The organism is Curtobacterium pusillum (assembly GCF_013359865.1).
Taxonomy (GTDB): domain Bacteria; phylum Actinomycetota; class Actinomycetes; order Actinomycetales; family Microbacteriaceae; genus Curtobacterium; species Curtobacterium pusillum.
The window spans coordinates 50209-68662 of record NZ_JABMCE010000063.1; the positions used below are offsets into that span (position 1 = coordinate 50209).

The 18454-nt window shown below is 71.5% G+C and carries 17 protein-coding genes; 14 read left to right on the forward strand and 3 right to left on the reverse strand.

Translation table 11 applies throughout. The annotated features are described in order from the left end of the window. Window positions 1–80: 80 nt before the first annotated feature. On the reverse strand, window positions 81–1376 hold the full coding sequence (locus HP507_RS06160) for an LCP family protein (protein WP_175350949.1): 1296 nt from the start codon (window positions 1374–1376) through the stop codon (window positions 81–83). A 289-nt stretch (window positions 1377–1665) separates the two neighbouring features. Here HP507_RS06160 and infA point away from each other — a divergent pair, with 289 nt between their 5' ends. The 8 genes from infA (at window position 1666) to HP507_RS06200 (ending at window position 9336) form a co-directional block, all read left to right on the forward strand. Further along, complete coding sequence (gene infA, locus HP507_RS06165) at window positions 1666–1887, forward strand: translation initiation factor IF-1 (RefSeq protein ID WP_017885509.1); 222 nt, start codon at window positions 1666–1668, stop codon at window positions 1885–1887. 70 nt (window positions 1888–1957) lie between these two features. Continuing rightward, window positions 1958–2074: a 50S ribosomal protein L36 gene (gene rpmJ / locus HP507_RS06170; protein WP_022903266.1), complete on the forward strand. Its 117-nt coding sequence runs from the start codon at window positions 1958–1960 to the stop codon at window positions 2072–2074. Window positions 2075–2236: 162 nt separating this feature from the next. Continuing rightward, complete coding sequence (gene rpsM, locus HP507_RS06175) at window positions 2237–2611, forward strand: 30S ribosomal protein S13 (protein WP_058728274.1); 375 nt, start codon at window positions 2237–2239, stop codon at window positions 2609–2611. Window positions 2612–2620: 9 nt separating this feature from the next. Beyond that, the gene (gene rpsK / locus HP507_RS06180; protein ID WP_017885507.1) at window positions 2621–3019 is read left to right on the forward strand and encodes a 30S ribosomal protein S11; all 399 of its coding nucleotides are present in this window, start codon (window positions 2621–2623) and stop codon (window positions 3017–3019) included. Window positions 3020–3209: 190 nt separating this feature from the next. Further along, the gene (locus HP507_RS06185) at window positions 3210–4205 is read left to right on the forward strand and encodes a DNA-directed RNA polymerase subunit alpha (protein WP_065960011.1); all 996 of its coding nucleotides are present in this window, start codon (window positions 3210–3212) and stop codon (window positions 4203–4205) included. A 68-nt stretch (window positions 4206–4273) separates the two neighbouring features. Then, window positions 4274–4834, forward strand: coding sequence for a 50S ribosomal protein L17 (gene rplQ, locus HP507_RS06190; protein WP_175350950.1), 561 nt, complete (start codon window positions 4274–4276; stop codon window positions 4832–4834). A gap of 135 nt (window positions 4835–4969) precedes the next feature. Then, window positions 4970–6088, forward strand: a complete 1119-nt coding sequence (locus tag HP507_RS06195) for an FUSC family protein (RefSeq protein ID WP_175350951.1) — start codon at window positions 4970–4972, stop codon at window positions 6086–6088. A gap of 38 nt (window positions 6089–6126) precedes the next feature. Beyond that, entirely contained in the window at window positions 6127–9336 is a 3210-nt protein-coding gene (locus HP507_RS06200; RefSeq protein ID WP_175350952.1) for an AfsR/SARP family transcriptional regulator, read from the forward strand. Here HP507_RS06200 and HP507_RS06205 read toward each other — a convergent pair whose 3' ends face one another. Next, window positions 9337–10167, reverse strand: a complete 831-nt coding sequence (locus tag HP507_RS06205; RefSeq protein WP_175350953.1) for an ABC transporter permease — start codon at window positions 10165–10167, stop codon at window positions 9337–9339. Then, complete coding sequence (locus HP507_RS06210; protein WP_175350954.1) at window positions 10164–11159, reverse strand: ATP-binding cassette domain-containing protein; 996 nt, start codon at window positions 11157–11159, stop codon at window positions 10164–10166. The genes HP507_RS06205 and HP507_RS06210 overlap by 4 nt, the downstream gene beginning before the upstream one ends. 111 nt (window positions 11160–11270) lie before the next feature. Between HP507_RS06210 and truA the strand changes: the two genes are divergently transcribed. From truA to glmM, 6 genes are all read left to right on the forward strand, one after another. Beyond that, window positions 11271–12158 carry a tRNA pseudouridine(38-40) synthase TruA gene (gene truA, locus HP507_RS06215; RefSeq protein ID WP_175350955.1) on the forward strand — a complete coding sequence of 296 codons (888 nt, stop codon included), beginning with the start codon at window positions 11271–11273 and terminating at the stop codon, window positions 12156–12158. Further along, window positions 12155–12901, forward strand: coding sequence for an MBL fold metallo-hydrolase (locus tag HP507_RS06220; RefSeq protein WP_175350956.1), 747 nt, complete (start codon window positions 12155–12157; stop codon window positions 12899–12901). The genes truA and HP507_RS06220 overlap by 4 nt, the downstream gene beginning before the upstream one ends. Window positions 12902–13035: 134 nt before the next feature. Beyond that, on the forward strand, window positions 13036–15765 hold the full coding sequence (locus tag HP507_RS06225; protein WP_175350957.1) for an ExeM/NucH family extracellular endonuclease: 2730 nt from the start codon (window positions 13036–13038) through the stop codon (window positions 15763–15765). A 244-nt stretch (window positions 15766–16009) separates the two neighbouring features. Beyond that, window positions 16010–16456, forward strand: coding sequence for a 50S ribosomal protein L13 (rplM, locus tag HP507_RS06230; RefSeq protein WP_175350958.1), 447 nt, complete (start codon window positions 16010–16012; stop codon window positions 16454–16456). 38 nt (window positions 16457–16494) lie between these two features. After that, a complete protein-coding gene (gene rpsI / locus HP507_RS06235; RefSeq protein ID WP_175350959.1) occupies window positions 16495–16980 on the forward strand; it encodes a 30S ribosomal protein S9 in 486 nt (161 codons plus the stop codon). Window positions 16981–17002: 22 nt separating this feature from the next. Further along, complete coding sequence (gene glmM, locus HP507_RS06240) at window positions 17003–18376, forward strand: phosphoglucosamine mutase (protein WP_175350960.1); 1374 nt, start codon at window positions 17003–17005, stop codon at window positions 18374–18376. Window positions 18377–18454: the final 78 nt, after the last annotated feature.

The window sequence follows — 18454 nt, forward strand, 5'->3', positions numbered from 1 at the left end:
CCCACGGCCGTGCCCGCGTCGTGCGGAGCGGTCCCGTCCGGTATCTGCCGGCATCCGCGCGCGTGCCGCGCGGCCCGGGGTCAGTCGTTGCCGACCGAGCAGGTCTCCTCGGAGGCGCTCTGCCCCGTGATCGACGACGGCAGCGGCGTCGTCGAAGCGGTCGCCGTGCTCGTCGCGGTCCCGCCCGACGCGCCGGTACCGGTCGAGCTCCCGGTGGACCCGCTGCTCGTGCCGCTCGACGTGCCGGTCGAGGTGCCCGTCGACGGGGCCGTCGTCGCGGTGCCGCTCGAGTCCGTCGACTCCTCCGAAGCGCGTCCCGTCGACGAGTCGCTCAGCGAGGTCTTCTGGTCGCTCTGCAGCGCCACGTTGAGCGTGTGCGCGGCATCCTGGTCGACGATCACACGCGCACTGTCGTCCGGGTCGTCCGCGACCGGGTACTGCACGAACAGCATGTTCGCCGTGCTCATGCCACGCAGCGCCCCGGCGAGCCCGACGAGGGTGCGTGCCTGCGCGAGTCCGTCGGACAGCGTCATGTTCGACAGTGCGGCGCCGGCCAGCTTGTAGAGCGTGATCGGGTTCGACAGCGTGCCGTCCGAGGTGACCTTGCGGAGCAGGGCGGACAGGAACACCTGCTGGGAGCTGATGCGGGCGAGGTCGCTGCCGTCGCCGACGCCGTGCCGGGTGCGGAGGAACGCGAGCGCGTCCGATCCCTCGAGGTTGTGCGAGCCGGCGGTGAGGTGGAGGCCGGTGTACGTGTCGTTGATCGGCTCCGCGACGCAGACGTCGACGCCGCCGAGCGCGTTCGACATCTCGATGACGCCGTCGAAGGTGATGAGGCCCGCGTACGGGATGCTCAGGCCGGTGAGGTTCTCGACGGTGTCGACGACGCACGAGACGCCGCCGTTGCCGAGTGCGGTGTTGAACTGCGCCGATGCGGCCGCGGGGTACGTGGTTCCCGTCTCGGGGTTCGTGCACGCGGGGATCGGCACCATGAGGTCGCGCGGGAAGCTGATCGCCGTGAGTTGCGTGTGGTCCTGCGAGATGTGGATCAGCATCGTGACGTCGTTGCGGGCGCCGTCGACGTCGTCCGCGGAGTCGAACTGCCCGACGCGCGTGTCGCTGCCGATCAGCAGGATGTTGGCGCCGCCCTTGATCGCCGTGATGTCGGCCGTCTTGGCGGTGCTCTGGTCGTCCGTGCTGAGCTTGACGGTCTGCGGCGCCGTGGCGAGCTGCGCGCCGGCGATGGCGGCGACGCTCGTCCCGCTCACCAGGACGACGGCGAGGGCCGAGGCCACGATCGACGCGAGCGTCGTCCACCCACGACGGCGGGGGAGTCTGCCGTGTCGGGCGAGCGGGCGTCGGGTGGCGTCGGGCACGTGGTCTCCGTTCGGTGGTCCGCGCTGTCGAGCGGCGCGGACGAAGGCTGCGGGGTCACGCTAGGGTCCGGTGACTTGCGACGGCCCGGAAGCCGCCATCAAACCACTGTGGAACGCTCAGACTGGTCTGAGAAGCCCCAGACGGGGGGACTTCTCCGTCTCCACTTGGCAATCCTGGGTTTACCACATAAGATCGATCTTTGGTGTGCCATGCCTTCTGGGCGTGGCGCCCGACCCGCAGACCGGCTCGGGGATCACACCGGTAATCCAACCAAGCGACAGTGAGGCTATGGCCAAGAAAGACGGCGTCATCGAGATCGAGGGCTCGGTGCTCGAAGCTCTGCCCAACGCGATGTTCCGCGTTGAGCTGACCAACGGACACAAGGTCCTCGCGCACATCTCCGGGAAGATGCGCCAGCACTACATCCGCATCCTCCCCGAGGACCGCGTGATCGTGGAGCTGAGCCCGTACGACCTGACCCGCGGCCGGATCGTCTACCGCTACAAGTGATCCGCGAGCTGGAAAGGAACGGCCCGGCAACCCTGCCGAGCACGAAGCCAGCGAGCACGAGGAAACAACAATGAAGGTCAACCCCAGCGTCAAGCCCATCTGCGAGCACTGCCGTGTCATCCGCCGCAAGGGCCGCGTCATGGTGATCTGCAAGAGCAACCCGCGTCACAAGCAGCGCCAGGGCTAGTCCCGGCTGCCTGATGCGGATCGCCTCCGGGCGGCCTGCGCAGGATCCACAACTCAACATCGAACGCAGTACCAAGAACCGCGCGAGCGGGGACACCTCGGGTCGGAGGCCCGAGCACCGGTACTGCTCCACACCTCCATCGACAACAGGAGCAGCCAGCACATGGCACGTCTAGCAGGCGTCGACATCCCGCGCGAGAAGCGCGTGGAGATCGCACTCACGTACATCTACGGCGTCGGCCGTACCCGCGCGGTCCAGGCACTCGCCGAGACCGGTATCTCCGGTGACATCCGCGTCAAGGACCTGACCGACGACCAGCTCGTCGCCCTCCGTGACTTCATCGAGGGCAACTTCAAGGTGGAGGGTGACCTCCGCCGTGAGGTCGCAGCCGACATCCGCCGCAAGGTCGAGATCGGTAGCTACGAGGGTCTCCGCCACCGTCGTGGTCTCCCGGTGCGCGGTCAGCGCACCAAGACCAACGCGCGTACCCGCAAGGGACCGAAGCGCACCGTGGCAGGCAAGAAGAAGGCCCGATAGGAGATCATCATGGCTACCCCCAAGACTGCCGCGCGCAAGCCGCGCCGCAAGGAGAAGAAGAACGTCGCCGTGGGCCAGGCCCACATCAAGAGCACGTTCAACAACACGATCGTCAGCATCACCGACCCGTCGGGTGCCGTCCTGAGCTGGGCGTCCTCGGGTGCCGTGGGCTTCAAGGGTTCGCGCAAGTCGACGCCGTTCGCGGCGCAGCTCGCGGCCGAGTCCGCTGCGCGTCAGGCGCAGGAGCACGGCGTCAAGAAGGTCGACGTCTTCGTGAAGGGTCCGGGTTCGGGCCGCGAGACCGCGATCCGCTCGCTCCAGGCCGCCGGCCTCGAGGTCGGCTCGATCAACGACGTCACGCCGCAGGCGCACAACGGGTGCCGCCCGCCCAAGCGCCGTCGCGTCTGACGCGAGGAGCAACCGGCCGCGCCCTGCTCGTCCCCTGACGGGGTCGGGCAGGGCCAGCGGCCATTCCTGGTCGTTCGATCGCGCACATCGGTGCGCGTGATCACAACTCAACAGACCCGTCGGGGCCCGGTCGGCCCCGTCGTACCGCCGAGTGTCATATAGCGGACACTCCGCCGAAAGGAATCCCACAGTGCTCATTGCACAGCGCCCCACCCTGACCGAGGAATCGATCTCCGAGTTCCGCTCGCGCTTCGTCATCGAGCCGCTCGAGCCCGGCTTCGGTTACACCCTCGGCAACTCGCTGCGCCGCACGCTCCTCTCCTCGATCCCCGGCGCGGCTGTCACCAGCATCCGCATCGACGGCGTCCTCCACGAGTTCAGCACCGTGCCCGGTGTCAAGGAAGACGTCACCGAGATCATCCTCAACATCAAGAGCCTGGTCGTCTCCAGCGAGCACGACGAGCCGATCACGGCGTACCTGCGCAAGCAGGGTGCCGGTCAGGTCACCGCGGCGGACATCTCCGCTCCGGCCGGCGTCGAGATCCACAACCCGGACCTCGTCATCGCGACCCTGAACGACACCGCGCGCTTCGAGCTCGAGCTGACGATCGAGCGTGGCCGTGGCTACGTGTCGGCGACGCAGAACCGTTCGGAGTTCAGCGAGGCCGGTCAGATCCCGATCGACTCGATCTACTCGCCGGTCCTCAAGGTCACCTACCGCGTCGAGGCGACGCGTGCCGGTGAGCGCACGGACTTCGACCGCCTGGTCGTCGACGTCGAGTCGAAGCCGGCCATCACGCCGCGCGACGCCATCGCGTCGGCCGGCCGGACGCTCGTCGAGCTGTTCGGGCTCGCCCGTGAGCTCAACACGGCGGCCGAGGGCATCGAGATCGGCCCCGCGCCGGTCGACGCCGTGCTCTCGAACGAGCTGCAGACCCCGATCGAGGACCTCGACCTGTCGGTCCGCAGCTACAACTGCCTCAAGCGGGAGGGCATCAACACGGTGTCCGAGCTCGTCGCCCTCTCGGAGACGCAGCTCATGAACATCCGCAACTTCGGTCAGAAGTCGGTGGACGAGGTCAAGGACAAGCTCACCGAGCTCGGCCTGTCCCTCAAGGACACCGTCCCCGGATTCGACGGCGCCCACTTCTACAGCGGGTACGACGAGGACGAGTCCAGCAACTGACCTCGCGCTGATGCGCACGCGCGCAGCTGACGCAGCGCGCACCACTCTTTCACCACTGGAGAACTGACATGCCGAAGCCCACCAAGGGCCCCCGCCTCGGTGGCGGCCCCGCCCACGAGCGCCTGCTCCTGAGCAACCTCGCCAACGCCCTCTTCACGCACGGTCGCATCACGACCACCGAGACGAAGGCCAAGCGTCTCCGTCCCGTCGCCGAGCGTCTCATCACGTTCGCGAAGCGTGGCGACCTGCACGCGCGTCGTCGCGTGATCAGCATCCTGCGCGACAAGTCCGTCGTGCACACGCTGTTCACCGAGATCGCACCGCAGGTCGAGGACCGTCAGGGCGGCTACACCCGCATCACGAAGCTCGGCTTCCGCAAGGGTGACAACGCTCCCCTCGCGTCGATCGAGCTCGTCCTCGAGCCGGTGTCGGGCAAGCCCGCCCCGGTGAAGCGCGACGCGGCCCCGGCCGCTGCTGCTCCGGTCGCGGAGACCGAGCCCACCGAGGAGGCCCCGGTCGAGGAGACCGAGACCACCGAGGAGTCCGCTCCGGTCGAGGCCGAGACGGAGACCGAGGCTGCTGCCGAGGTCGAGAGCGACGCCGCGGAGAAGTCGGACGACGCCGAGTAGGTCATCGCACCACACCACGAGGAGGCCCCCGCAACGCAGGTTGCGGGGGCCTCGTCGGATTCTCGGGGCGACAGTCGACGGACGTTTCCCAGCGGCACCCCGTAGCGTGACCGGCCGACACGACGAGAGGGAGCGATGCGGTTCGAGCACATCGCGGGGATGGGGACCCGGGTCTGGCGGTGGAGCCGGACGTCTGGGACGCAGCCGCGTCTGCTGCACGCCGGCAAGGCCGCGGCTGCCGCGGTCATCGCCTGGTTCATCGCACGGCACGTCCCCGGCGTGGCCGCCGCGTACCCGTACTACGCTCCGCTCGGCGCCGTCGTGGCCATGCAGGCGACCGTGTTCGCGGGCATCCGGAGCGGAGTGCAGACCCTCGTCGGCATCGCGCTGGGCATCGTCATCGCCGGCTTCACGATGTGGGTCGGCGACCCGGGGTTCCTCGCGGTCGCACTCGCCGTCGGCATCGGCGTGCTCGTGGGTGGCTTCCGGGTCCTCGGCGAGGGCAGCTCGTGGGTGTCCACCGCGGCGCTGTTCGTCCTGCTCGTCGGCGGCGCGCACGCCGAGGGGTACTCGCTCGGGTACCTCGTGCAGATGGCCGTCGGCGTCGTGGTCGGGCTGCTCGTGAACTTCCTCGTGTTCCCGCCGCTGCACTTCTGGGACGCGGAGCACCGCATCGACGCGGTGAACGAGGTGCTTGCCGACCACCTGGACGGCCTCGCGCGCGTCCTCGAGGAAGGCAATCGCGACGAGAAGGCCTGGGACCGGCAGCAGGACCGGCTCGACCGTGCGATCGCCGACGTGCGGTCGCGCGTCTCGATCGCGCACGAGAGCCGGCGGCTGAACCCGCGCGGGGCGTTGCGCGGCTCACGGGCGCGGCTGCAGCGGGACGGGGCACGGTTCCGGGCGCTGGAGCGCGTCGCCTGGTACACGACGGACCTCACCGAGCTCGTCGCGCGGTCCGGGCCGGTGCCCGACGGACTCGGTCGACCGGACCCGGCGTTCGCAGGCCCTCTCGCGAAGGCGCTCCGGCAGCTCGCGTGCATGATCCGCGGCGAGTGCCCCGAGGAGGCCGGCGACGACGCGATCGCCGAGGTCGAGCGGGCGTTGGACGCCTCGCGGGAGAACCCGTCCCACGTCGCGGTGACCTCGGCGGCCCTCGTCGCGCTGCGGGGCATCGTCGAGTCGGAGCGGCGTGCCACGAACGACCCGGACACCCGCACGGGCCCGTCGGCGTTCGGTCGGCCGCGCGGCTGACGGAGCGATCGGGCATCGACCGTCCGTAGACTCGCACCGTGCCCGAGCAGCCCCGCATCGCCGTCCTCGGACCGGTCATGGTCGAGGGCCCCGCCGGAGCGCCGACGTCCGTGCCGGGTGCCCTCGCGCGGTCGTTCCTCACCGCGCTGGTCCTGGCCCGCGGGCACGCCGTGACGACCGAGGCGCTCATCGACGAGCTCTGGCCCGACGACCGGCCCCGCGGTGCGCGTGCGGCTCTGCAGACCCTCGTGTCCCGGCTCCGACGCGGCGTCGCCGAGGGGCTCGTGGTGTCGACGAGCACCGGGTACGCCCTCGGCTGCGACCCCGACGACGTCGACCTCGCACGCGCCGAACGGTGCGCCGCGGACCACGTCGACGCGGGAACGGCCCGCTCGGCGCTCGACCTGTGGCGGGGCAGCCCGGGCGACGACGTGGACGGGGACCTCGGCGACGCCCTCGCCGAACGGGCCTCGGCGGCACGACGGGCGCTCCGGCGGGCACTCGGCACCGCCCTGCTCGACTCCGGGCACGCCGACGAAGCCGTCGACCTCTGGACGGCGGAGGCGCAGGCGAACCCCTTCGACGAGGTCGCCGTCGCGGGCTGCATGCGCGCCCTGGTCGCCGCGGGACGGACCGCGGAGGCGCTCGCCGCCTTCGCGACGCACCGTGACCGCCTGGCCGACGAGCTCGGCGCGGACCCGTCCGCCGACCTGGTGCGGCTGAACGCCGAGCTGCTCCGCCGCTCGGCAGCCGACAGCGGGCGAGCGCGCCGCGTCGGGCTGCGGGCAGCGCCGAACGCGCTGGTCGGACGGGAGGCGGACCTCGCCACCGTCTCGGACCTCCTGTCCCGAAACCGGCTGGTCACGATCCTCGGCGCGGGCGGCCTCGGCAAGACCCGTCTCGCGCAGGCGGTCGCCGCGGGGGTGCCGCCGACCTGCGGCGTCGTGGTGTTCGAGCTCGCGCCGCTCGCCGCCGCCGAGGACATCGTCCCGGCGCTCGGCGCGCTCCTCGGCGTGGCCGAGTTCCGGTCCGCCCGGTCCTTGCGCGACGTGGTCGTCGCGGACCTGCAGACCCGAGTGGTCCGCGCCCTCGCCGACGGCCCGACCGTGCTCGTCCTCGACAACTGCGAGCACCTCGTCGCCGAGGTCGCCGCGTTCGCCGCCGACCTGCTCGCCGCGGACCCCGAGCTGCGCATCCTCACCACCTCGCGCGCCCCGCTCGCGATCGCCGGCGAGGTCGTGGCACCCCTCGCGCCCCTACCGGTCGAGGCCGACGGCGCCGCGGTCCGGCTGTTCACCGAGCGCGCCCGCGCCGCCCGGCCCGGAGCCGTCCTGCCCGTCGACACCGTCCGCCGGATCTGCACGCGGCTCGACGGGTCCCCGCTCGCGATCGAGCTGGCCGCAGCCCGCATCCGGGGCATGAGCATCGACGACATCGAGCGCCGGCTGGACGACCGGTTCGCGCTGCTCCGCGGCGGTGACCGCAACGCTCCGGAACGCCACCGCACGCTCCTCGCGGTCATCGAGTGGAGCTGGCGACTCCTCGACGAGGGAGCGCAGGGCCTCCTCACCCGGCTCGCGCTGTTCCCGGACGGCCTCGCGGTCGACGCCGTGGAGGCCGTCGCCGCGCCCGACCGCCGGGACGAGGCGCTCGACGACCTCGCCGAACTCGTCGAGCAGTCCCTCGTGCAGCTCGTCGAGCACGAGGGCGAACCCGTCCGCTACCGCCTGCTCGAGACCGTCCGCGAGTTCGGGGCCGCGCGCCTCGACGAGCGCGGCACGACCGAGACCGTCCGGACGGCGATGATCCGGTGGGGCCGGGACTTCGCCGCCTCCCGCAACCTGTTCACGATCACCGGCGAGGCCCAGCTCGAACGGTTCCGCGAGGTCGGCCGGGAAGCCGACAACCTCGTGACGCTGCTCCGCTGGAGCCTCGGCGCCGACGACGGGTCCGCCGTCGCCCACCTGTTCGCCGCGCTCGGCGGCTTCTGGTCCCTGCGGGGCGCCCACGGCGAGGTCGTCGCGATCGCCCCCGAGATCGTCCCCGTGCTCCGCCGGATGTCCCCGGAACCCGACGACCGCGCTGCCGTCGTGCTCGGACTCGTCGTCACCGGGGCGTCCGCCGCGTTCACCGACCGGCGTTCGGCGGCGCTCGCGATCTCGACGCTGCGCCGGACGATGCGCCGGGGGACGACCGGGTTCGCGGTGCTCGACGCCCAGGCCGCACTGCTGCTCACCCTCGGACGGCCCGCCGTGGGGCACGCCCTGCTCGCCCGCTACCGGGACGACCCAGACCCCGGCGTCGCGTGTCTCGCCAACATGCTGAGCGCCCCGCTCGCCGAGAACGACGGCGACTTCGAGGACGCCCTCCGCTACGCGAAGCGGGCCGAAGCACTCGCGCGGATCACCGACGACGCCTGGACGACCGGATCCGGTGCGGTGACCATGACCCAGCTCCTCGCCCAGACCGGCCGGTACGCCGAGGCCCTGCAGGCGGCGGACGTGGCCCGCGAGCAGCTCGAGCGGTTCGGCGCCGACGACGACCTCTACGAGATCGGTTGGACGGTCGGGCTCTGTGCCGCGTCCACCGGCGACGTCGTCCGCGCCAGGTCGATCGCCGCCGACCTGCAGCACCGCCCGGTCGAGGCGCGCGGCGGCTTCGACGGCGACCGTGCCCAGATCGGGGTCCTCGCCGTGGCGATCGGCGCCGAGTGCGCCCGCTGGGAGGGCGACCTCGCACGCGGCGCCGCCGAGTACGCCCGGGCATGGGAGTTCGTGCTGCCCTTCCGCAAGCAGACGCCGCACTGGACCCTGATGGCGGGCGCGGCCCGGATCGCGGCGGAGGACGAGACCGTGGCGGGCCTCCCCGACGGGGCCGAGCCGCGCCTCCTGGCCGAGCGCTCGCGCACCGTCGTCGCCCGTCGCCTGCGCGTCGGAGCGCTCGTGATGGTCCGCATCCACCCGTGGTGGCTCGACCTGCCCGTCATCGGGACCGCGTTCCTGGGACTGGCGCTCGCCGCGGTCCGTGCCGGCCGACCCGACCACGCCGCCCGGTGCTGGTCGTTCGCGACGAGGCTCGGCTCGCGCCAGGACTTCGCCGTCCTGCAGCACGACCGGATGCGGCCGCTGCTCGCCGACGCCGTCGGCGAGCCCCTGCTCGCGGACGCCGAGACGGCCTCGGCCGGATGGGACCGGGCCGAGGCCGTCTCGCGGGCGAGGCTCCTGCTCGAGGAGCTCCGCTTCAGCTGATCACGCCTTCCGCATGTACGCGCGGACGGTCAGCGGCGCGAACACCGCCACGATCACGGCGGCGCCGAGCAGGCTGATCCAGAGATCGCCCGTCACGGTGCCGTGGTTGACCAGGTCGCGCACGGCGGTGACGAGGTGCGACACCGGGTTGACGTCGACGAACCACTTCAGCCAGCTCGGCAGGGTGTCGGCCGGCACGAACGCGTTCGACAGGAACGTCAGCGGGAACAGGATCATCATCGAGATGCCCTGCACGCTCGACGCGGTGCGGGCGATGACGCCGAAGAACGCGAAGATCCAGCTGACGGCCCACGCGCTCGCGACGACGAGCAGGCCGGCGCCGACCAGGGCGAGGAACCCGCCCTCCGGACGCAGACCCATGATCCAGCCCATCACGAACGTGAGCGTCGTGGCGATCGCGTACCGGACCGTGTCGGCGAGGAGCGCTCCGGCGAGCGGGGCGATCCGGGCGATCGGCAGGGAACGGAAGCGATCGAACACGCCCTTGTCCATGTCCTCACGGAGCTGGACGCCGGTCACGACGGACGCCGTGATGACGGTCTGCACGAGGATGCCCGGGATGATCGTCGGCAGGTAGCTGCCCACGTCGCCGGCGATCGCACCGCCGAAGATGTACGTGAACATCAGCGTGAAGAGGATCGGCTGGAACGTCACGTCGAACAGCTGCTCGGGCGTGCGCCGGACCTTCACCAGGCCGCGGTACGCCATCGTGAAGGACTGCCGGATCGTCGCGCCGAGCCCGGAGCCGCCGATGCCGGGGCGCGGGGTGATGCGGGGAGCCGATGTCGGGGTGGGGGCGATGGTGGTCATGCGTTGCTCCCTTCGAGCTCGCGTCGGGCATCGTCGGCCGCTTCCGCGTCCACCGGCTTGCCCGTGATCGTCAAGAACACCTCGTCGAGCGTCGGCTTCTGCACGCTCATCTCGGCGAGGGAGATGCCGGCCTCGCGGAACGACACGAGGAGGTCGGTCACGCCGTCCGGGTCGGACATCGGAGCGGTCAGGCGGGAACCCTCGGGGCTGGCCACCGCGTCGACGCCGAGCGTGTTCCGGACGATCGCCCGCGCCGCGTCGAGCCGGAGCCCGTCGGTCAGTCGGAGGTGCAGCGACGACGATCCGATGCTCGCCTTGAGCTCGTCGCCGGTGCCCTCGGCGACGACGCGGCCGTGGTCGATCACGGCGATGCGGTCGGCGAGCTGGTCGGCCTCGTCGAGGTACTGCGTCGTCAGCAGGACGGTCGAGCCGGTCGCGACGAGCTCCCGGATCGTGTCCCACATCTGCGCGCGGGTGCGGGGGTCCAGGCCCGTCGTCGGCTCGTCGAGGAAGATGAGCGGCGGCTGCGCGATCAGGCTTGCGGCGAGGTCGAGGCGACGACGCATGCCGCCGGAGAAGTTCTTCAACGGGCGAGCGGCCGCCTCGGTCAGCCCGAAGCGCTCGAGCAGCTCGGCGGACTTGCGCTTCGACTCGGCACGGCTCAGACCGAGCAGCCGCGAGAAGATGACGAGGTTCTCGGTCGCGCTGAGCGTCTCGTCGACGCTGGCGTACTGCCCGGTCACGCCGATGAGGGAGCGGACGAGCTGGGCCTCACGGCGGACGTCGTGGCCGAAGATGCGGGCTTCGCCGGCGTCCGCCTTGAGCAGCGTCGCCAGCACGGAGATCGTGGTGGTCTTCCCGGCGCCGTTGGGACCGAGCACGCCGTAGACCGTGCCGGCCTCCACACGGAGGTCGACACCGTCCACTGCGCGGTTCGTCCCGAAGGTCTTGACGAGGCCGGAGGCCTCCACCGCGAGCGGTGTGGTGGTCATACGCTCAGGTCCTTCCTGGTGACTCGACGCGGTTCGTCGATGTCGGTGACGATCGTGCCGCGGGACGCTCACGTGACACTGACGCGTCGCTGACGTCGCTACCGTTGGGGTGTGAGTGAGACGGGTGTGCGGCTACGGCTCGACATCGCCTACGACGGTGCGGCGTTCTCCGGGTGGGCCCGGCAGCCCGGGCTGCGGACCGTGCAGGGCGCGCTCGAGACCGCGCTCGCCACGGTGTTCACCCGCTGGGGTGAACCGCCGCAGCTCACCGTCGCGGGGCGCACCGACGCGGGGGTGCACGCCACCGGGCAGGTCGCGCACCTCGACCTGTCGGCGGAGCAGTGGGATGCACTCCGGGGGAAGCGCGGGTCGGGGCGCTCGCCGCTGGACGGCCTGGTCAAACGCGTCAACGGCATCGCGGCACCGGAGGGCGACGTCGTCGTCACCCGGGCGTCGGTCGCGCCCGACGGGTTCGACGCCCGGTTCTCCCCGCTCTGGCGGCGCTACTCGTACCGGATCGCGGACGCCGACGCCCCGCACGACCCACGTCGGCGGGGGCACACCGTCTGGCACCCGACGCGTCTGGACCCGGCGGCGATGGAGCGCGGGGCGCTGCGGCTGCTGGGGCTGCACGACTTCGCGACCTTCTGCAAGCCGCGCGAGGGCGCGACCACGATCCGGACGCTGCAGGAGTTCCGCTGGGACCGCGAGCCGGACGGGGTGCTGGTGGCGCGCCTCCAGGCCGATGCCTTCTGCCACTCCATGGTGCGTGCGATGGTGGGGGCGACCATCGCGGTCGGCGAGGGCCGCTTCGGCGCCGACCGGCTCGAGGAACTGCGCGTCGCCGAGACACGGACGAGCGAGTTCAAGGTCGCGCCGGCGAAGGGCCTGACGCTGACCGAGGTGGGGTACCCCGCGGACGACGAGCTCGCGGCGCGGGCGTCGCAGACGCGGGCGCGGCGCGGGGCGGCCGACGGCGGCGGTACCGTCGGGGGATGAGCTCCCGCGAACCCCGGTCCGTCGTCTCCGTCGCACCCGGGGTGGTCTTCGTCGAGGGGCCCGTCTCGAACTGGGTCGTGCTCGCCGAGGAGGACGGCGTCGCCCTCATCGACGCCGGCTACCCGGCCGACACCGACCTCGTGCTGGACACCGTCCGGTACGCCGGCCACGACCTCGACGACCTGCGCCGCGTGTACGTCACGCACGGGCACGTCGACCACGTCGGCGGCATCCCCGGCATCCTCTCGCGCCACCCGCACGTCGAGGTGCTGGCGCACGCCGACGAGCTCGCCGGTGTGCGCGGACCGGAGCGGCAGCAGGTGACCCCGGCCGAGATCGGGGGACGGCTGGCGTCGCCCCGGGTCCTCCGGTGGCTCGCTCGCGCGATCCGCGCCGACGCGCTCCGGCCGACCGCCGTGCCGACCGCGCGGGCGTTCACGGGCGAGGACTTCGCCGGCCGGGCGATCAGCCCGCTGCCCGCCGCCGGGCACACCGTCGGGTCGACCGCCTACCTGCTGCCGGCGGCCGACGCGATCGTCACCGGGGACGCCGTCGTCTCGCGGCACGACACGCAGCCCGCGTCCTGGGGGCCGCGACCGCGCATGATCACGCCGTTCTTCACGGCCGACCAGGACGCTGCGCTCGAGTCCGCCCGTGCGCTGCCGATCCCGGAGATCCTGCTCCCGGGGCACGGGCCGGCCGTGCACCGGGTCGGACGGGAGTGGTTGCCCGTCACTGCGTGAGCGGGTCCGCCGGAGTGCGGACGCCGTGTCCCCCGCTCTGGGCGTCGTCCCCGCCATGATTCACCTGATCGCAACCTGAGTGACCGGTCAGCTGTGTAGCGTCCGAGGGTCTCGTCCCCGGACCGAAGGTCATCATGCACAGAACCATCGGGCGCACCGTCCTCTGCGCCACCGCGGCCGCAGCCCTCGTCGCTGCACCGCTCGTAACCGTCACCACTGCTTCCGCGAACCCCGCCGGCACCGGTCTCGTCATCGAGGAGGCCTACCTCAAGGGCGGCAGCGCGAACCAGCCGTACATGAACAAGTTCGTCGAACTCGGGAACCCGACCGACAGCCCCGTCAGCGTCGACGGCTGGTCGGTGCAGTACCGCTCGGCGACCGGTTCCGGCGCCCCGAGCGTCGGGAAGCTCACCGGCACGGTCCCCGCGCACGGCACCTACCTCGTGCAGATGGGGTCGAACGGCACGAACGGGCAAGCCCTCCCCGAACCCGACGCCGTCACCGGCCTGAACCCGTCCGGCTCGACCGGCACGCTCGTCCTCGCGGACCAGGCGACGGCGCTGTCGCTGCCCACCGGGTCGATCGCGGCCGGCACCGCGGGCGTCGTCGACCTGCTCGGCTACGGCACCTCGAACACCTTCGAGACCGCGGTCGCGACGGCCGGCACGGCGAACTCCGTGCCGGACGGCCTCACCCGTCAGGGCACGACCGACACTGACTCGAACGCGGACGACTTCACGGTCACCGACACCGTCACCCCGGAGAACGCGGCCGGCGAGACCGCGCAGCCGACGGACCCGACCGACCCCACGGACCCGACCGACCCCACGGACCCGACCGACCCGGGGACGCCCGCGACACCGGCCGAGCAGGTCACCATCGCGCAGCTGCAGGGCACGAGCGACGCCTCGCCGTACGTCGGCAAGACCGTCCGCACCGACGGCGTCGTCACCGCGGTGTACGCCACCGGCGGGTTCAACGGCTACACGGTCCAGACCGCCGGCACCGGCGGGGCGCTCGGCCTCGCGGAGCACACCGCCTCCGACGCCGTGTTCGTCTACTCCGCAGCCACCGCGGCGAGCGTCGAGGTCGGCGACGCCGTCCGGCTCACGGGCACCGTGTCCGAGTACAACGGGCTGACCGAGCTCACGGTGCCGTCCGCCGCCGGCCTCGAGGAGCTGCCGAAGGACGGCGTCGCCCCGCCCGTCCCGGCCACGCTCACCTTCCCGCGCACCGATGCGCAGCGCGAGTCGCTCGAGAGCATGCTCGTCGCGCCGCAGGGCGACTACACCGTCGCGGACGACTACACGACGAACCAGTACGGCGAGGTCGTCCTCGCCACGGGGAAGCAGCGGCTCCTCCAGCCCACCGAGGTCGCCCGTCCGGGCAGCGCCGAGGCCGCCGCGGTGACCGCAGACAACGCCGCCCGCACGGTCGTCCTCGACGACGGCGCGAGCACGAACTTCCTCAGCGCCGCGAACCAGTCGATCCCGGTCTCCTGGCTCACCCAGGGCCCGGTGACGGTCGGCGCCGCCGCCACGTTCTCGAAGCCGGTCGTCCTCGACTACCGTAACGACGCCTGGAAGTTCCAGCCGACCGCGCCGATCACCGGCGCGACCCCGGCGGCGGACCTGCCCGCGGCGTTCTCGAACGTCCGCACGACGGCGCCCGAGAACGTCGGCGGCGACATCCGCCTCGCCGGGTTCAACGTCCTGAACTACTTCCCGACGACCGGTGACCAGCTCACCGGCTGCACGTACTACACCGACCGTGACGGCGACCCCGTCACCGTGCGCGGCGGCTGCGACGCCCGCGGTGCCGCGAACGCCGACGACCTCGGCCGCCAGCAGGTGAAGATCGTGAAGGCGATCAACGCCCTCGGCGCCGACGTCGTCTCCCTCGAGGAGATCGAGAACTCGGCCCGCTTCGGCCAGGACCGCGACGCCGCCGTGGCCACCCTCGTCGCCGCGCTCAACGCCGCGACCGGCAAGGACACCTGGGCGTACGCGAAGTCGCCGTCGAAGCTGCCCGCCAGCGAGGACGTCATCCGCCTCGCCCTCATCTACAAGAAGGACCGCGTGCAGCCCGTCGGCTCCTCGACGATCCTGACCGACTCCGCGGCGTTCACGAACGCCCGGCAGCCGCTCGCGCAGGCCTTCGCACCGGTCGGGTCGAAGCCCGGCAAGGGCAAGGGCAAGGGCGCGCAGGAGCCGAGCAAGGCGGACACGTTCCTCGTCATCGCGAACCACTTCAAGTCGAAGGGTTCCGGCGAGGGCGTCGACGCCGACCAGGGCGACGGCCAGGGTGCCTCGAACAACTCGCGCGTCGAGCAGTCGAAGGCGCTCGTGGCCTTCTCGACGGCGATGCAGCAGCAGGCCGGCACCGACAAGGTGTTCATGCTCGGCGACTTCAACGCCTACAGCCAGGAGGACCCGGTCACGGTCCTCGACGACGCCGGCTACACGGACCTCGGTCCGACGAAGGACGCCTCCGAGTGGTCCTACGTGTTCAGTGGCCTGAGCGGTTCGCTCGACCACGTGTTCGCGTCGCCCGCCGCGCTGAAGACCGTCACGGGCGTGGACATCTGGAACATCAACTCGGTCGAGTCGGTCGGCCTGGAGTACAGCCGCTACGACTACAACGTCACCGACCTGTACCGCGACGACGTGTACCGCGCGAGCGACCACGACCCGATCCTCGTCGGCATCGACCTGCCGGGCGTCCCCGCGCCGGGGGAGGGCGGCAACGGGAACGGGAACGGGAACGGCGACGGCCACGGGAACGGTCACGGCCACGGCGCGATCGCGGACGCGATCGCAGCGGTCGCCGGGCTCATCGCGTGGCTGCGGGGCCTGTTCGGCTGACGGACCGTCACCACCTGACGGACTGGAGGCGCGGTGCCAGCCGGCACCGCGCCTCCAGTCCGTCCCGGCGTCCGTTCGACAAGGCGAGTCGCGTCGGGTAGGCTCTCACCTTGGTCTGCGCGCCCCGTGCGCCGGACAGTCAGATGAGCCCTCCACCGGGCCGTTCCCGCAGGCATCGCCCGCGAGAACACCCACCGGAGCGGGATTCACGGACTCCTCACCTCGACACGAAAGCAGCACTCCTGTGACTCGCACGTTCTCACCGAAGCCGGCAGACGTCCAGCACGACTGGATCGTCATCGACGCGACCGACGTCGTCCTCGGCCGCCTCGCCACCCACGCCGCCGCGCTCCTCCGTGGCAAGCACAAGGCCACCTTCGCCCAGCACATGGACATGGGTGACTACGTCATCATCGTGAACGCGGACAAGGTCGCCCTGACCGGCTCCAAGCTCGCGAAGAAGGTCTACTACCGTCACTCGGGCTACCCGGGCGGCCTCACGGCGACCTCCTACCCGGAGATGCTCGAGAAGCACCCGACCCGCGCCGTCGAGAAGGCGATCCGCGGCATGCTCCCGAAGAACACCCTCGGTCGCGAGCAGCTCAAGAAGCTCAAGGTCTACGCAGGCGCTGAGCACCCCCACGCCGCGCAGCAGCCCAAGGCGTACACCTTCGACCAGGTCGCTCAGTAACAACGGCCACGACGACTTCCAAGGACTAGGTAAAACTCATGGCTCAGATCGCTGACTCCCTCGACCAGACCCCGGAGAGCTTCACCACGGAGAGCGCACCCGCCGCTGCCGAGGCCGCTCCCCGTCAGATCCTCAACGTCTCGGGCGGTGCCGTCGGGCGCCGCAAGGAGGCCATCGCGCGTGTCCGTCTCGTGCCGGGCTCCGGCTCGTTCACGGTCAACGGCCGCACGCTCGAGGACTACTTCCCGAACAAGCTGCACCAGCAGCTCATCAACGACCCGTTCAAGGTGCTCGAGCTCCTCGGCGCCTACGACGTCACCGCTCGCATCACGGGTGGTGGCCCCTCGGGTCAGGCCGGTGCGCTCCGCCTCGCGATCGCCCGTTCGCTGAACGAGATCGACCGCGAGAACAACCGCGCCACCCTGAAGAAGGCCGGCTTCCTCACCCGCGACGCCCGCGTCATCGAGCGCAAGAAGGCCGGTCTCAAGAAGGCCCGCAAGGCTTCGCAGTTCTCGAAGCGCTAGTCGTCACCGGCTGAAGATCGCAATGCCGCGTCTGTTCGGTACCGACGGGGTTCGTGGTCTCGCCAACGGCGAGCTGACGGCCGCGCTCGCACTGGGTCTTGCCCAGGCGAGCGCGGCCGTCCTCACACACGGACACCATGCGGACGCCCGTCGAGCGTCCGGTCGACCGCGTCCCCGCGCGGTCCTGGCGCGCGACCCGCGTGTCTCCGGCGAGTTCCTCGGTGCCGCTGTCGCGGCCGGGCTCGCCTCCGCCGGCGTCGACGTGCTCGACGCCGGGGTCATCCCCACCCCCGCAGCGGCGTTCCTCGTCGCGGACATCGACGCCGACTTCGGCGTGATGATCTCCGCGTCGCACAACCCGGCACCCGACAACGGGATCAAGTTCTTCGCCGCGGGCGGCCGGAAGCTGCCCGACGAGGTCGAGGACCGTATCGAAGCGGCCATGCACGACCAGTCGGCGCCGACCCCCACCGGTGGCGAGGTCGGCCGGATCACCCGGTTCGCCGACGCCGAGGACCGCTACGTCGTCCACCTGCTCGGCACGCTGCCGAACCGGCTCGCGGGGCTCCACGTGGTGCTCGACTGCGCGAACGGTGCCGCTGCCGGTGTCTCGCCCGAGGTGTTCGTGAACGCGGGCGCTCGTGTGACGCTCATCGGGGCGGACCCGGACGGCATGAACATCAACGACGGTGTCGGCTCGACGCACATCGACAACCTCGCCCGAGCGGTGCTCGAACACGGCGCGGACGTCGGCATCGCGCACGACGGCGACGCGGACCGCTGCCTCGCGGTCGATGCTGCCGGCAACGCGATCGACGGCGACCAGATCATGGCGATCCTCGCGCTCGCACTGCAGGAACGCGGTGGGCTGCACGACGACACCCTCGTCGCGACCGTCATGTCGAACCTCGGCCTGAAGCGGGCCATGGCGGACGCGGGCATCACGGTGCTCGAGACCGGCGTGGGCGACCGCTACGTGCTCGAGAAGATGACCGAGGGCGGGTTCTCGCTCGGCGGCGAGCAGTCCGGCCACATCATCTTCAACGAGTTCGCCACCACGGGCGACGGCATCCTCACGGGGCTGCACCTCGTCGCCGAGATGGCGCGCACGGGCAGGTCCCTGCAGGAGCTCGCCTCGTGCATGACCGTCTTCCCCCAGGTGCTCGTCAACGTCCGCGGTGTCGACCGGCACGGGCTGGACGACCAGGGCGTGCAGGACGCGATCGCCGCGGCGACCTCGGCGCTGGGGGACTCCGGCCGGGTGCTGCTGCGTCCGTCCGGCACCGAGCCCGTCGTGCGGGTGATGGTCGAGGCAGCCTCGCAGGAGGACGCCCAGCGCATTGCCGACGAGCTCGCCGCCGTCGTCCAGGACCGCCTGGCGCTCGACGCCGCGTAGGGCGTCGCCCTTCGCAAAACACCGGTGTTCGTCCGAGGAACACGCGCATGCCGCGGTTCGATCGACGAGCACCGGTGT

Bases quoted from the DNA above. Each gene is read 5' to 3' on its own strand.
- infA (WP_017885509.1), top strand. From the start codon at position 1,666: ATGGCCAAGAAAGACGGCGTCATCGAGATCGAGGGCTCGGTGCTCGAA.
- rpsK (WP_017885507.1), top strand. From the start codon at position 2,621: ATGGCTACCCCCAAGACTGCCGCGCGCAAGCCGCGCCGCAAGGAGAAG.
- HP507_RS06225 (WP_175350957.1), top strand. From the start codon at position 13,036: ATGCACAGAACCATCGGGCGCACCGTCCTCTGCGCCACCGCGGCCGCA.
- HP507_RS06210 (WP_175350954.1), bottom strand. From the start codon at position 11,159: ATGACCACCACACCGCTCGCGGTGGAGGCCTCCGGCCTCGTCAAGACC.
- HP507_RS06220 (WP_175350956.1), top strand. From the start codon at position 12,155: ATGAGCTCCCGCGAACCCCGGTCCGTCGTCTCCGTCGCACCCGGGGTG.
- glmM (WP_175350960.1), top strand. From the start codon at position 17,003: ATGCCGCGTCTGTTCGGTACCGACGGGGTTCGTGGTCTCGCCAACGGC.
- rplQ (WP_175350950.1), top strand. From the start codon at position 4,274: ATGCCGAAGCCCACCAAGGGCCCCCGCCTCGGTGGCGGCCCCGCCCAC.
- rpsI (WP_175350959.1), top strand. From the start codon at position 16,495: ATGGCTCAGATCGCTGACTCCCTCGACCAGACCCCGGAGAGCTTCACC.
- HP507_RS06195 (WP_175350951.1), top strand. From the start codon at position 4,970: ATGCGGTTCGAGCACATCGCGGGGATGGGGACCCGGGTCTGGCGGTGG.
- HP507_RS06205 (WP_175350953.1), bottom strand. From the start codon at position 10,167: ATGACCACCATCGCCCCCACCCCGACATCGGCTCCCCGCATCACCCCG.
- rpsM (WP_058728274.1), top strand. From the start codon at position 2,237: ATGGCACGTCTAGCAGGCGTCGACATCCCGCGCGAGAAGCGCGTGGAG.
- rpmJ (WP_022903266.1), top strand. From the start codon at position 1,958: ATGAAGGTCAACCCCAGCGTCAAGCCCATCTGCGAGCACTGCCGTGTC.